The sequence below is a fragment of the Burkholderia sp. MSMB1078WGS genome, assembly GCF_001528895.1.
In the GTDB taxonomy this organism is placed as follows: domain Bacteria; phylum Pseudomonadota; class Gammaproteobacteria; order Burkholderiales; family Burkholderiaceae; genus Burkholderia.
The window spans coordinates 159,725-174,051 of record NZ_LPDI01000003.1 but is presented as its reverse complement, the minus strand read 5'-3'; the positions used below and the strand labels follow the sequence as shown (position 1 = coordinate 174,051).

Genomic DNA, 14,327 nt, shown 5'->3' with positions numbered 1-14,327 from the left:
ATTATGAACCGTGTTTCGCAGCGCGTCAACAACTTTCTGCACGACATCGTTGCGACTGCGGGGTCATCTTCCTGCGCCGTCGGGCTCGCTACCTCCGAACCCCAACAGCGCCGCTTCCCTTCCTCCCGCGCTGCGTTTCCGTTAGCGCGAAAGAGGCGTGATTCTATGCATCCGCCCCCGTCCGTGCAAGCTCTTTGTGAAGAAAGTTCGAAAAAGCCCCCGTGCGCTGCCGCGCACGGAGGCTTTGGGCGCGACGCACGATGTCACGCTGTCGGCCCGCAGACCGCCGACAACCTTTCCCCCTCCTATATATAGAAGCGCGTCACTTGCTGCCCACCGCAGCCCGCAGTTGCTCGACCGGCACCGCGTCGGCCATCGCCGCGTAGCCCGCATCGCTCGGATGGATACCGTCGCCGCTATCGTATCGGCGCTGCAGCACGCTCGGGCGCGCCGGATCGCGCAGCACCGCGTCGAAGTCCACCACGCCGTCGAACCCGCCGCCGCGGATCCACCGGTTCACCTCGAGCCGAATCGCTTCGCGTCCGGCCGGCAACGCCGCCGGCGTGAGCGTCGCACCGAAGACCTTCACGCCCTGTCGGTGCGCCGCCTCGATCAGCCGGCGATAGCCGTCGATCAACGACGCGGCCGTCACCTGCGTATGCGGGTGATCGCAGTCGAGCCCCGCGCGCGGCGGCATCGCCGCGAAGTTGATGTCGTTGATCCCGATCAGCACGATCGCCGCCCTCACGCCCGAGCGCGACAGCGCATCGCGCTCGAACCGCGACGCCAGCGACGTGCCGTAGCACGCGGAATCGCTGAGCAACCGGTTCCCGCTGATACCGAGATTCACGACGCCGATCGAATCGGCGCCCGACGCCGCCAACCGGCGCGCGAGCGCGTCGGGCCAGCGACGGTTCCGGTTCACGCTGGAGCGCAGCCCATCGGTGATCGAGTCGCCGATCGCGGCGACGCTGGCATGCGCGGAACCGACTTCGACGGCCAGCTCGGTCACCCACGCATATTGGGTAAAACGGGTGCGGAACGCGGCGGCGGCCGGATCGCTCACATGATCGCCGGGCCCAGACACATAGTTGAACTGGTTCGACACGCGATGCCAGACCGTCATCCGCTGGTTCGGCCCCATCCGGAGATCGATCGCATACGGCTGCGCGGCCATCACGTCGATCGCCACCGGATCGCTTTCGAGCTCCTGGCCCGGCGCAAGCGTCACCGACGCCTTGCCGCCGAACCGCACCGGCACCGCCGCGCCGCCGGCAAGTACCGCCCCTTCGCCGGCGCGCGCAAGGCTCGCGCCCTCGACGACCAGCGGCGCGCGACCGTATGCGTTGCTCACGCGAATCCGCGCGGCCCGCCCCGACACGGTCGGGTAGACGATCTGGCGCACGGTCCGCCCGGCCACGTCGGGAGCACGGTAGAGCGGCGGCGGCGAGGCGAGATCGGGAATCGGCTGCAGCGCGGTCGCCCACGCGGCGACCCAACCGGCCGGCGCGGCCGACGCCGCAAGCGGCGACACGAAAACGGCCGCGCCCAGCGCTACCGCGGCGAAACTGCTTCGAAATGACATCGGCGAAATCCTCATCGGAAAGCGGGCATTGTGCCGCAGAAGACGCGAGGCCCACGTGCGGGGCCGTACTCGCGCCGCCCGATCGCGCCCCGACTTCTGTCGTTTACCCGAATCCCATCGCAAATTCGCGAGAAATTTATTAACCGACCGGTCGGTTGGTTTATACTTCGCAACACATTCAACCGGACGAGAGCTTTCGCCATGTACACGCAATCCCTCGACATCCCCGGCAACGTCGCGCCGCTCGACGCCGCAGCCGAGTCGCCCGAGCAGGCGCGGTTCGATGCGGTGATGGCCGCGGACGGCAAGATCGAACCGCAGGACTGGATGCCCGACGCGTATCGCAAGACGCTGATACGCCAGATCTCGCAGCACGCGCATTCGGAAGTCGTCGGCATGCTGCCGGAAGGCAACTGGATCTCGCGCGCGCCGAGCCTGAAGCGCAAGGCGATCCTGCTCGCGAAGGTGCAGGACGAAGCCGGCCACGGCCTCTATCTTTATAGCGCGGCCGAAACGCTCGGCGTATCGCGCGATGCGCTGATCGACGCGCTGCACGCCGGCAAGGCGAAATACTCGAGCATCTTCAACTACCCGACGCCGACCTGGGCCGACGTGGGCGTGATCGGCTGGCTGGTCGACGGCGCCGCGATCATGAATCAGATCCCGCTGTGCCGCTGCACGTACGGCCCGTACGCGCGCGCGATGATCCGCGTGTGCAAGGAAGAGTCGTTCCACCAGCGCCAGGGTTTCGACGCGCTGCTGTCGATGATGAAGGGCAGCGACGCGCAACGCGCGATGGTCCAGCAGGCCGTCGACCGCTGGTGGTGGCCGGTGCTGATGATGTTCGGCCCGAGCGACGCCGATTCGGTCCACAGCAGCCAGTCCGCCAAATGGGGCATCAAGCGGATCTCGAACGACGATCTGCGGCAGAAATTCGTCGACGCGACGGTCGACCAGGCGAAGGTGCTCGGCGTGACGCTGCCCGACCCCGACCTGAAGTGGAACGAGGCGCGCGGCCACTACGACTACGGCACGATCGACTGGGACGAATTCTGGCGCGTGGTCAACGGCGACGGCCCGTGCAACAAGGAACGCCTCGCGACCCGCGTGAAAGCACACGAAGACGGCGCCTGGGTGCGCGAAGCCGCGCTCGCGCACGAAGCGAAGCGCCGCGCCCGCGCCGAACAGCACGCCGCCTGAGCGGCATCCCTCGAATTCAGGAATCAGGAGAAAGCGATGAACAAGGAATGGCCGATCTGGGAAGTGTTCGTGCGCAGCAAGCAGGGCCTCGACCACAAGCATTGCGGCAGCCTGCACGCCGCCGACGCGACGATGGCGCTGCGCATGGCGCGCGACGTCTACACGCGTCGCCAGGAAGGCGTGAGCATCTGGGTGGTGCCGTCGTCGGCGATCACCGCGTCGGATCCGAGCGAAAAGGCCGAACTGTTCGAGCCGGCGGGCGACAAGATCTACCGTCACCCGACGTTCTATACGCTGCCCGACGAAGTCAACCACATGTAACGCGCGCCATGACGATCACGCCCGAACACCTCTCCTACGTGCTGCGCCTCGCGGACAACGCGCTGATCCTCGGTCAGCGCAACGCCGAATGGTGCGGCCACGGCCCGATCCTCGAGGAAGACATCGCGCTCACCAACATGAGCCTCGACCTCATCGGCCAGGCGCGCATGCTGTATACCCACGCGGCCGAACTCGAGCGCCAGCTCACCGGCGCGACGAAGACCGAGGACGACTACGCGTACTTCCGCACCGAGCGCGAATTCGCGAACTTCACGCTCGCCGAGCTGCCGCACTACGGCCCGGTGTCCGGCACCGCGCACGCCGACAAGGACTACGCGGTGACGATCGTGCGCAACTTCCTGTACGCGACGCTGATGCTGCACGTATGGAGCGCGCTGGAAACGTCGACCGACACGCAACTGGCCGCGATCGCCGCGAAATCGGTGAAGGAAACCCGCTATCACGTCCAGCATGCGCGCGAGTGGCTCGTGCGCCTCGGCGACGGCACCGACGAATCGCACCGCCGCGCGCAAGCCGCGCTCGACTACCTGATGCCGTATACGCGCGAATGCTTCGCCGCCGATGCGATCGACGACGCGATCGTTGCAGCGGGCATCGGCCCGGCGCCGGCCGCGATCGAAGCCGCGTGGCGCGCGGACGTGGACGACGCGCTCGCGGAGGCCACGCTGACGCCGCCGGCGCCGGTGAAGCATGTGACGACCGGCAAGCGAGGCGAGCACTCGGAACACATGGGCTACCTGCTCGCGGAAATGCAGAGCCTCGCGCGCCAGCACCCCGGCGCGAGCTGGTAACCGGCCCACGCCACGGAGCCCGACGATGTCCGCCCAGACCGCTGCCCCAGCCCGCAACGCCGCCGCGCACCGCGACGATCCGCTGCTCGCCCGTGCGTGGGACGTGCTGGAAGCCGTGCCCGACCCGGAGATCCCGGTCGTGTCGATCCGCGAGCTCGGCATCCTGCGCGACGTCCGCCGCGCGGACGACGGCCGGCTCGAAGTCGTGATCACGCCGACCTACTCGGGCTGCCCGGCGATGTCGCAGATCGCCGAGGACATTGCAGCCGCGCTGCAGGCCGCCGATCTGCCGCCGCACCGGATCGAGACGGTGCTCGCGCCCGCATGGACGACCGACTGGATCACGCAGGAGGCGCGCGACAAGCTGCGCGCGTACGGCATTGCGCCGCCGGCCGGCCAGTGCGGCAGCGCCGCGCCGCGGGAAAACGTCGTGCGCTTCGTGCCGCGGCCGGTCGCGGCACCCGCCTGCCCGCGCTGCGGTTCCGCGCGCACCGAACGTCTCGCGCAGTTCGCGTCCACGGCCTGCAAGGCGCTGTATCGCTGCGTCGACTGCCGCGAACCCTTCGACTACTTCAAACCCTACTGAATATGGCGACCCCGCAATTTCATCCGCTGCGTATCCGCGACGTGCGGCCCGAGACCGCCGACGCCGTGACCGTCTCGTTCGACGTGCCGCCCGAGCTGCGCGACGCGTACCGCTTCACGCAGGGCCAGTTCGTCACGCTGAAGACCCACATCGACGGCGAGGAGACGCGCCGCTCGTATTCGATCTGCGTCGGCACGACGGACTACGACCGTGACGGCGAACTGCGCATCGGCATCAAGCGCGTGCGCGGCGGCCGCTTCTCGAACTTCGCGTTCGACACGCTGAAGCCCGGCCACACGATCGACGTGATGACGCCGGACGGCCGCTTCTTCACGCACCTGAACGCCGACCACGGCAAGCAGTACGTCGCGTTTTCCGGCGGCTCGGGGATCACGCCGGTGCTCGCGATCGTGAAGACGACGCTCGAACTCGAGCCGCGCAGCACGTTCACGCTGATCTACGGCAACCGCAGCGTCGACGCGATCATGTTCGCGGAGGAGCTCGAGGACCTGAAGAACCGCTACATGAACCGCTTCGTCCTCTATCACGTGCTGTCGGACGACCTGCAGGATGTCGAGCTGTTCAACGGCGTGCTCGATCAGGCGAAGTGCGCGGAATTCCTCGCGACGCTGACGCCGGCCGACGCGATCGACGAGGCATTCATCTGCGGCCCGGCGCCGATGATGGATGCCGCCGAAGCCGCGCTGAAGGCGGCCGGCGTGCCGCAGGCGAAGGTGCACGTCGAGCGCTTCGGCACGCCGCTGCCGCAGGCCGGCGCACCGGTCGTCGAGATCACCGACCAGACGCCGGCCGCCGACCTCGAAATCGTGCTCGACGGCAAGAAGCGCAAGCTGCGTTTGCCGTACGAAGGCGTGAGCCTGCTCGACGTGGGCCTGCGCGCCGGCCTCGCGCTGCCGTACGCGTGCAAGGGTGGCGTGTGCTGCACGTGCCGCGCGAAGGTGGTCGAAGGCGAAGTGCGGATGGAGAAGAACTACACGCTCGAGGACCACGAAGTGAAGGACGGCTTCGTGCTCACGTGCCAGTGCCACCCGATCAGCGACAAGGTCGTCGTGAGCTTCGACGAACGTTGAGCGGCATCGCGTCGCGGCGCCCGACGGTTTCTCGCCGTCACACATCTCGCTTACACTAGGGGCCGCCGGCCGGCTGGACGTCGCAACGTCCGCCCGGCCGGCGGTTTTCTTTTGTTGACGACAGGCCGATGAGTACCATTCATGTGATTCAGGGCGGCACCGCCGCCGCGTCGCTGCGCGAGGCTCTTGCGCAAGCCGGACGCGACGAGCGCGTCGTCGGTTTGCTCGACGATCTCGGCGTCGGGCCGCTGAAGGGCGCCGACGAGACGCCCGACACGCGCGCCGCCTTCTGGCAGCACGTGCTCGGCAACCAGATTCCCGACTGGAACGCGGAAATCGAAGGCGAATTCGCACGCCTCGACCAGCTCGCGACGGAGACCGGCCAGGTCGTCGTGTGGCACGCGCCGAGCGTCGGCGACAAGCTGCTGCTGCGCCGCGTCGCCTATCACCTGCGCAACGTGCCGCAGCGCCTGAACGAGGTGCGGCTGTCGGCCGCCGATCTCGACGCCGCGCAGCGCGCGTCGCTGTCGCGCACCGACCAGGCATGCGCGACCGGGATGTTCTCGCCCGCGGAACTGGCGCGCAAGCGGCCGGCGGCCGCGCCGGTCTCGGTCCTGCGCATCGGCCGCCTCGCGCTCGAATGGCAGGAAGCGAAGCACCTGAACGCCGAACTGCGTTATTGGGTCAGCAACACGATCAAGAGCGGCCACTACGCCGATCTCGACGCACTGATCGTCGCGCGCGCGGAAACCGACTGGCAGCCTGCGCGGCGCCTCGTCGGCAGCATCATGGCCGCCGCCGACCGCGGCGGGCTGTTCGTCAGCGACTCGATCGCCTGGTGGCGTTGCCGCGAGCTGGCGGTCGCCGGCCGGCTCGAGCTGCAGGACGATGCGCCCGACGCCCTCTCTTCCACGCAGGTGCGCGCAGTCCGCGCCGCCCCGCACCGCTAATCTTCCGTATTCGACCATGGCCCGAACCCGAGCGCCCGACCACGAATCCCAGCGCGAGCAGATCCTCGACCTGGCCGCCGAGAAATTCGCGCAGACGAGCTACCCGAGCACGTCGATGTCCGATCTCGCGACCGCGAGCGGCACGTCGAAGGCGCGGCTCTATCACTATTACGAGAGCAAGGAAGCGATTCTGTTCGACCTGCTCGACCGCTACACGAAACGGCTGATGCTGATCATCGCCGAGGTCGAGGGCGCGAGCCAGCGGCGCGGCCTCAGCGAGCGCGACGCGTTCGCCGAACTCGTGCGCGCGTTCCTCGCCGAATACGAGACGTCGCACAGCCGCCACGTCGCGCTGCTCAACGACGTGAAGTATCTCGAGGACGCGCAGCGCGAAATCGTGCTCGACCGCCAGCGCGACATCGTCGCGGCGTTCACGCGGCAGCTCGCGCGCGCGTACCCGGACCGCATCTCGAAGGAAAACCAGACCTCGGTGACGATGATGGTGTTCGGGATGATCAACTGGACCTTCACGTGGCTGAAGCCGGGCGGGCGCCTCGGCTACCGCGACTTCGCCGAACAGGTGATCGACCTGATCGAGCGCGGGCTGTCGACAGCCGCCTGATTGCCGCGCAGCAGCATGCGTTGCGTGGCGGGCACAGTGCGACCGCCCGCCACGCATTTCATATGATGAATTTTATATCCGTTAAAAATCAAATAGATAGAGAATGAACTAAGCGGATTTAGAATTCCTCCTCGGCATAAACACTGTCAAATACGGGTTTTCCCCAACCCCGCTCGGGTAAAATGCTGTTGCATTGCACAACCCGTTTGTGCGCCCACACTGAGGAACCCACGATGAACACGCAATTCAACGGCCGTGCCGATGCTGTCGGCAAGGTCGGTACTGCGCCGGTTCTCGTCAGGGAACTGGCTTCCAAAGACCGTGAGCAAATGCTCACCCACTTTCTCTCGCTCGACGAAGAGGACCGCCTGCTGCGCTTCGGCCAGATGGTTCCCGACCACGTGATCGAGAACTATGTCCGCACGATCGACTTCGGTCGCGATACCGTGTTCGGCGTGTTCGACCACGACCTCGAACTGATCGGCGTCGGCCACCTGGCCTATCTGCCGGCCGAGGGCGACACGCGCACGGCGGAATTCGGCGTGTCGGTGCTCGAAAGCGCGCGCGGCCGCGGCGTCGGCTCGAAGCTGTTCGAGCGCGCGGCGATCCGCAGCCGCAACACGCACGTGACGATGCTGTACATGCACTGCCTGTCGCGTAACGCGACGATGATGCACATCGCGAAGAAGTCCGGGATGCGGATCGAGTACGCGTACGGCGAAGCCGATGCGTACCTGTCGCTGCCGCCGGCCGACCACTCGACGATCATCGCCGAGATGCTGCAGGAGCAGGCCGCGGTGTTCGACTACGCGATGAAGCGCCAGGCGCGCCGCACGACGAAGTTCATCGAATCGCTGATGCCCGCCGCACTGACGGCCTGACGTCGACGACGTCAGCCAGCCGGGCCGCGCCTGCGGGCGTGCCCGGCGCCCTCCCTTCCCCGCCGCGCTAGCGCACCGAACGAATCGGCAACGCCGTCGTTTCCTTGAAGCAGTCGAGCGAGAAGCTCGTTTTCACGTCGATCACCGACGGATGGTGCAGCAGATGCTCCTGCACGAAGCGGGAGAAATGCGCCATGTCCTCGACCTGCACGCGCAGCAGGTAATCCATGTCGCCCGTCATCGCGTGGCACGCGACCACTTCCGGCCAGGCCTGCACGGCCGCGCGAAACAGTTCCGCGTGGGTCGCGCCCGCGCGCGCCGACGTCTCGTCGGCCCGCATCGGCGCGAGGCCGCCGCGCTTTTCGAGCCGCACGCTCACGTAGGCCAGCAGGTCGAGCCCGAGCTTCTGCGGATTCAGCAGCGCGACGTAGCCCGTGATCACGCCGATTTCCTCGAGCCGCCGGATCCGCCGCAGGCAGGGGCTCGGCGACAGGTTCACGCGTTCGGCGATCTCCTGGTTCGACAGGCGCCCGTTCTCCTGAAGAATCGCGAGAATTCGCCGATCGATGGCATCCAATTCGGCTTGCGCCATCTTCTGCCCTCCGATGATTATTTTGAGATTGGAAATTGCGCCATCGTAGGCGCGGGCGATTAAGTTCGCAAGTTTCCGCTCGCGGCCGCCCGCTACACTCTGTCGCATGTTTCGACTCGCCGCGCACGCGCGCTGCCGGCGCGGCCGTCGACATCGAACCACGCCGGGCACGCGCACGCCGCCCCGGCCGATCGCCCCGCACAGGAGACACGACATGCAGATCCCCACCTGGGACAACCCCGTCGGCACCGACGGCTTCGAATTCATCGAATACACGGCACCGGACCCGAAAGCCCTCGGACAACTGTTCGAACGGATGGGTTTCACCGCGATCGCGCGCCATCGCCACAAGGACGTGACGGTGTACCGCCAGGGCGATATCAATTTCATCATCAACGCCGAACCCGATTCGTTCGCGCAACGCTTCGCGCGGCTGCACGGCCCGTCGATCTGCGCGATCGCGTTCCGCGTGCAGGATGCCGCCAAGGCGTACCAGCACGCGCTGGAGCTCGGCGCATGGGGCTTCGACAACAAGACCGGCCCGATGGAACTGAACATCCCCGCGATCAAGGGCATCGGCGATTCGCTGATCTACTTCGTCGACCGCTGGCGCGGCAAGAACGGCGCACAACCGGGCGCGATCGGCGACATCAGCATCTACGACGTCGACTTCGAACCGATTCCCGGCGCGAACCCGAACCCGGTCGGCCACGGCCTCACCTACATCGACCATCTGACGCACAACGTGCATCGCGGCCGCATGCAGGAATGGGCCGAGTTCTACGAACGCCTGTTCAACTTCCGCGAAGTGCGCTATTTCGACATCGAAGGCAAGGTGACGGGCGTGAAATCGAAGGCGATGACGTCGCCGTGCGGCAAGATCCGCATCCCGATCAACGAGGAAGGCTCGGATACGGCCGGCCAGATCCAGGAATACCTGGACGCGTATCACGGCGAAGGCATCCAGCACATCGCGCTCGGCGCGAGCGACATCTACCGGGCGGTCGACGGGCTGCGCAGCAAGGAAGTGAAGCTGCTCGACACGATCGACACGTATTACGAACTGGTCGACCGCCGCGTGCCGAACCACGGCGAATCGCTGGACGAGCTGAAGAAGCGCAAGATCCTGATCGACGGCGCGCGCGACGACCTGCTGCTGCAGATCTTCACCGAAAACCAGATCGGGCCGATCTTCTTCGAGATCATCCAGCGCAAGGGCAACCAGGGCTTCGGCGAAGGCAACTTCAAGGCGCTGTTCGAATCGATCGAGCTCGACCAGATCCGCCGCGGCGTCGTGCAGGACAAGGCCTGACGCTGCCGCCGCGCGGCGGCCGCCCGAGTAACCGGGATGGCCACGCGATCCGGCGGCACAAAGAAAAAGGGCGGGAACCCTCGGATTCCCGCCCTTTTTGCATACCGGCGCGGCCCGCGGGCCGCGCGATCACATCAACGCACGTTCGCCTTCGACTCGGCGGCACGTTCGGCCGACGGCTGTGCTGCGGTGTCCTGGGCCGGCACGATCTGACGCATCTGCGCGCCGGCTGCCGCCAGTGCGCTCGCGCCGCGCGCGTGCACCGGGCCGGTCATCGCGAAAAACGCGGCGGACACGATCAGGAAACTCTGGATATGACGTGTGTTCATTGCACCTCCTGTAAAACTGCCGGCGCCTCCCCGACTGCGTCGGAACGAACCGACGCGGCCGGGCACCTCCGGCAGGCCGACAAGATTAACGGCATTTGCCGGCAGATCAATGCGGCTTTACATGCTTTTACATGATGTAACGCATCATCCCGCCCTGTTTTGCGGTGCGCCGCCCTCATTTCCCCGCGTTGCGACCGATGGGCGGCGGGTTTGCCCCAGTGCTACCATCCCTTGAAACCGGCGAACATGCCGGCCACTGCTGACGCGTCCAAAAGATGCCGACGCAACCGAAGTTTTGGTGATCCCAGACCGGGTGGAGGAGACAGTTAATGAATGCCCCGCTAGACGCAGACCAACGCGCGTCGCTAGAAGCCGCGCTGAAGTCCGTCACGCTTGACGACAAATACACGCTGGAACGCGGCCGCGCGTACATGAGCGGCATCCAGGCCCTCGTGCGCCTGCCGATGCTCCAGCAGGAACGCGACCGCGCCGCCGGCCTCAATACGGCCGGCTTCATCTCCGGCTACCGCGGCTCGCCGCTCGGCGGCCTCGATCTGTCGCTCTGGAAAGCCAAGCAGCATCTGGCCGCCCATCAGATCGTCTTCCAGCCCGGCCTCAACGAAGACCTCGCCGCCACCGCCGTGTGGGGCTCGCAGCAGGTGAACCTGTACCCGGGCGCAAAATACGACGGCGTGTTCGGCATGTGGTACGGCAAGGGCCCGGGCGTCGATCGCACCGGCGACGTCTTCAAGCACGCGAACTCGGCCGGCTCGTCGCAGCACGGCGGCGTGCTGGTGCTCGCCGGCGACGATCACGCGGCGAAATCGTCGACGCTCGCGCACCAATCCGAACACATCTTCAAGGCCTGCGGGCTGCCGGTGCTGTTCCCGTCCAACGTGCAGGAATATCTCGATTTCGGCCTGCACGGCTGGGCGATGAGCCGCTATTCGGGCCTGTGGGTCGCGCTCAAGTGCGTGACAGACGTCGTCGAATCATCGGCGTCGGTCGACATCGACCCGCATCGCACCGAGATCGTGCTGCCGACCGATTTCATCCTGCCGGAAGGCGGGCTGAACATCCGCTGGCCCGATCCGCCGCTCGTGCAGGAAGCGCGGCTGCTCGACTACAAGTGGTATGCGGCGCTCGCGTACGTGCGTGCGAACAAGCTCGACCGCATCGAGATCGACTCGCCGAATGCGCGCTTCGGGATCATGACCGGCGGCAAGGCGTACCTCGACGTGCGCCAGGCGCTGATCGACCTCGGCCTCGACGACGAAACCTGCGCGCGGATCGGCATCCGGCTCTACAAGGTCGGCTGCGTGTGGCCGCTCGAAGCGCAGGGCGCGCAGGCGTTCGCGCGCGGGCTCGACGAAATCCTCGTCGTCGAGGAAAAGCGCCAGATCCTCGAATACGCGATCAAGGAAGAGCTGTACAACTGGCCCGATGCGCAACGCCCGCGCGTGTTCGGCAAGTTCGACGAGAAGGACGGCGCCGGCGGCGAATGGTCGGTGCCGATGGGCAACTGGCTGCTGCCCGCGCACTACGAGCTGTCGCCGGCGATCATCGCGAAGGCGATCGCGACGCGGCTCGACAAGTTCGAATTGCCGTCCGACGTGCGTGCGCGCATCGCCGCGCGGCTCGCGGTGATCAACGCGAAGGAAATGGCGCTCGCGAAGCCGCACGTGCAGACCGAGCGCAAGCCGTGGTTCTGCTCGGGCTGCCCGCACAACACGTCGACCAACGTGCCGGAAGGCTCGCGCGCGATCGCGGGGATCGGCTGCCACTACATGACCGTGTGGATGGACCGCAGCACGAGCACCTTCAGCCAGATGGGCGGCGAAGGCGTGCCGTGGATCGGCCAGGCGCCGTTCACGGACGAAAAGCACGTGTTCGCGAACCTCGGCGACGGCACCTATTTCCATTCGGGCCTGCTCGCGGTGCGCGCGGCGATCTCGTCGAAGGCGAACATCACCTACAAGATCCTCTACAACGATGCGGTGGCGATGACGGGCGGCCAGCCGGTCGACGGCGTGCTGACGGTGCCGCAGATCACGCATCAGCTCGCGTCCGAAGGCGCGAAGAAGATCGTGATCGTCACCGACGAACCGGAGAAGTACGACAGCCAGAAGGCGCTGCTCGCACCGGGCGTGACGATCCATCACCGCGACCAGCTCGACGACGTGCAGCGCGAGCTGCGCGAGATCGAAGGCACGACGATCCTGATCTACGACCAGACCTGCGCGACCGAGAAGCGCCGCCGTCGCAAACGCGGCACGTATCCGGACCCGGCCAAGCGCGTCGTGATCAACGAAGCGGTGTGCGAAGGCTGCGGCGACTGCTCGGTGCAGTCGAACTGCCTGTCGGTCGAGCCGCTGGAAACCGAATTCGGCACGAAGCGCCAGATCAACCAGTCGAGCTGCAACAAGGATTTTTCGTGCGTGAAGGGCTTCTGCCCGAGCTTCGTCACGGTCGAAGGCGGCCAGTTGAAGAAGCCGAAGGCCGTGTCGGTCGACGGCAGCGCATTGCCGCCGATCCCCGAACCGACGCTGCCGGACATCGAGCGCGCGTACGGCGTGCTCGTCACCGGCGTGGGCGGCACGGGCGTCGTCACGATCGGCGCGCTGCTCGGGATGGCCGCGCACCTGGAGAACAAGGGCGTGACCGTGCTCGACGTCACCGGCCTCGCGCAGAAAGGCGGCGCCGTGATGAGCCACGTGCAGATCTCGCACGCGCCGACCGACATCCACGCCACGCGGATCGCGATGGGCGAAGCCGATCTCGTGATCGGCTGCGATGCGATCGTCACGGCCGGCGACGAATGCACGTCGCGGATGCGGCACGACGCGACACGGGTCGTCGTCAACAGTGCGCAGACGCCGACCGCCGAGTTCATCAAGAACCCGAACTGGGCCTTCCCCGGCGTGTCCGCCGAGAACGACATCCGCGCAGCGGCCGGTGACGCGGTCGACTTCATCGACGCGAACCGCTTCGCGGTCGCGCTGCTCGGCGATGCGATCTACACGAACCCGTTCGTGCTCGGCTACGCATGGCAGAAGGGCTGGCTGCCGCTGACGCTCGCGTCGCTCGAACGCGCGATCGAGCTGAACGCGGTATCGGTCGAGAAGAACCGCGCGGCGTTCGACTGGGGCCGCCGCGCCGCGTACGATCTCGCCAGCGTAAAGCAGGCCGCGGCCGGCGACGCCCGCCCCGCGCAAGGCGCCACGGTGATCTCGCTGCACACGAAGAAGGCGGTCGACGCGCTGATCGCGAAGCGCGTGGCATTCCTCACCGCGTACCAGAACGCCGCGTACGCGTCGCGTTATGCGGCATTCGTCGACAAGGTGCGCGCCACCGAGCGTGCGCTGGCGGACGGCGACACCGTGCAGGAGCCGCTGACCGAAGCGGTCGCGCGCAACCTGTTCAAGCTGATGGCGTACAAGGACGAATACGAGGTCGCGCGGCTGCAGTCCGATCCTGCGTTCCTCGCGCGCCTGACCGCGCAGTTCGAGGGAGACTGGAAGCTGAAATTCCACCTCGCGCCGCCGCTGTTCGCGAAGACGGATGCGCACGGCCATCTCGTGAAGAAGGCCTACGGCCCGTGGATGATGTCGGCGTTCCGGCTGCTCGCGAAGGCGAAGTTCCTGCGCGGCACGGGCTTCGACCCGTTCGGCCGCACCGAGGAGCGCCGCACCGAGCGCGCGCTGATCGGCGAGTACGAAGCGCTGATCGACGAGGTGCTGGCCAGGCTGAACGCGGCCAACCGCCCGCTCGCGCTCGAGCTCGCGGCGCTGCCGGACGGCATTCGAGGCTACGGCCACGTGAAGGAGAACAACCTGCGCGCGGTGCGCCAAAAGTGGCACACGCTGCTCGCGAAGTGGCGTTCGCCGGCAGGCGGCGAGTCGCACCAGCAGGTCGCGTAACGGTACGCGGCGGGCGAAGCGTTCGCGGTCGGAACGTCCGCCCGCGCCGCCCTTCACGGTTCACACGAAAAAAACGCCACGGAACGCAGGTTCCGTGGCGTTTTTCATTGCACCGCGCCTGATGCG

13 protein-coding genes are annotated in these 14,327 nt (G+C 66.8%); 10 read left to right on the top strand and 3 right to left on the bottom strand.

The window, feature by feature from the left end; all coding sequences use genetic code 11:
- Nucleotides 1–322: 322 nt before the first annotated feature.
- Nucleotides 323–1,585, bottom strand: a complete 1,263-nt coding sequence (locus tag WT24_RS01175; RefSeq protein ID WP_060030556.1) for an SGNH/GDSL hydrolase family protein — start codon at nt 1,583–1,585, stop codon at nt 323–325.
- Between the two features lie 201 nt (nt 1,586–1,786).
- Between WT24_RS01175 and paaA the strand changes: the two genes are divergently transcribed.
- From paaA to WT24_RS01135, 8 genes are all read left to right on the top strand, one after another.
- Entirely contained in the window at nt 1,787–2,785 is a 999-nt protein-coding gene (gene paaA / locus WT24_RS01170) for a 1,2-phenylacetyl-CoA epoxidase subunit PaaA (protein ID WP_059500090.1), read from the top strand.
- 36 nt (nt 2,786–2,821) lie between these two features.
- A complete protein-coding gene (paaB, locus tag WT24_RS01165; protein WP_006482881.1) occupies nt 2,822–3,106 on the top strand; it encodes a 1,2-phenylacetyl-CoA epoxidase subunit PaaB in 285 nt (94 codons plus the stop codon).
- A gap of 8 nt (nt 3,107–3,114) precedes the next feature.
- Complete coding sequence (paaC, locus tag WT24_RS01160) at nt 3,115–3,918, top strand: 1,2-phenylacetyl-CoA epoxidase subunit PaaC (RefSeq protein ID WP_060030555.1); 804 nt, start codon at nt 3,115–3,117, stop codon at nt 3,916–3,918.
- Between the two features lie 25 nt (nt 3,919–3,943).
- Nucleotides 3,944–4,504 carry a 1,2-phenylacetyl-CoA epoxidase subunit PaaD gene (gene paaD / locus WT24_RS01155; protein WP_060030552.1) on the top strand — a complete coding sequence of 187 codons (561 nt, stop codon included), beginning with the start codon at nt 3,944–3,946 and terminating at the stop codon, nt 4,502–4,504.
- Between the two features lie 2 nt (nt 4,505–4,506).
- Nucleotides 4,507–5,595, top strand: coding sequence for a 1,2-phenylacetyl-CoA epoxidase subunit PaaE (paaE, locus tag WT24_RS01150; RefSeq protein ID WP_034209525.1), 1,089 nt, complete (start codon nt 4,507–4,509; stop codon nt 5,593–5,595).
- A 128-nt stretch (nt 5,596–5,723) separates the two neighbouring features.
- Complete coding sequence (locus WT24_RS01145) at nt 5,724–6,545, top strand: DUF1835 domain-containing protein (protein ID WP_059500085.1); 822 nt, start codon at nt 5,724–5,726, stop codon at nt 6,543–6,545.
- A 16-nt stretch (nt 6,546–6,561) separates the two neighbouring features.
- A complete protein-coding gene (locus tag WT24_RS01140; protein WP_006482923.1) occupies nt 6,562–7,167 on the top strand; it encodes a TetR/AcrR family transcriptional regulator in 606 nt (201 codons plus the stop codon).
- Between the two features lie 233 nt (nt 7,168–7,400).
- Nucleotides 7,401–8,048 (top strand): GNAT family N-acetyltransferase, encoded by a 648-nt coding sequence (locus WT24_RS01135; protein WP_059790402.1) that lies wholly within the window; start codon nt 7,401–7,403, stop codon nt 8,046–8,048.
- Nucleotides 8,049–8,115: 67 nt separating this feature from the next.
- On the opposite strand, the gene WT24_RS01130 is transcribed toward WT24_RS01135, so the two are convergent.
- Nucleotides 8,116–8,640, bottom strand: coding sequence for an Lrp/AsnC family transcriptional regulator (locus WT24_RS01130; protein WP_059500083.1), 525 nt, complete (start codon nt 8,638–8,640; stop codon nt 8,116–8,118).
- A 214-nt stretch (nt 8,641–8,854) separates the two neighbouring features.
- Here WT24_RS01130 and hppD point away from each other — a divergent pair, with 214 nt between their 5' ends.
- On the top strand, nt 8,855–9,952 hold the full coding sequence (gene hppD / locus WT24_RS01125) for a 4-hydroxyphenylpyruvate dioxygenase (protein ID WP_059503372.1): 1,098 nt from the start codon (nt 8,855–8,857) through the stop codon (nt 9,950–9,952).
- A 134-nt stretch (nt 9,953–10,086) separates the two neighbouring features.
- Here hppD and WT24_RS01120 read toward each other — a convergent pair whose 3' ends face one another.
- A complete protein-coding gene (locus WT24_RS01120; RefSeq protein WP_034209530.1) occupies nt 10,087–10,281 on the bottom strand; it encodes a hypothetical protein in 195 nt (64 codons plus the stop codon).
- Nucleotides 10,282–10,610: 329 nt separating this feature from the next.
- Between WT24_RS01120 and WT24_RS01115 the strand changes: the two genes are divergently transcribed.
- Nucleotides 10,611–14,201: an indolepyruvate ferredoxin oxidoreductase family protein gene (locus tag WT24_RS01115; RefSeq protein ID WP_060030549.1), complete on the top strand. Its 3,591-nt coding sequence runs from the start codon at nt 10,611–10,613 to the stop codon at nt 14,199–14,201.
- Nucleotides 14,202–14,327 lie beyond the last annotated feature (126 nt).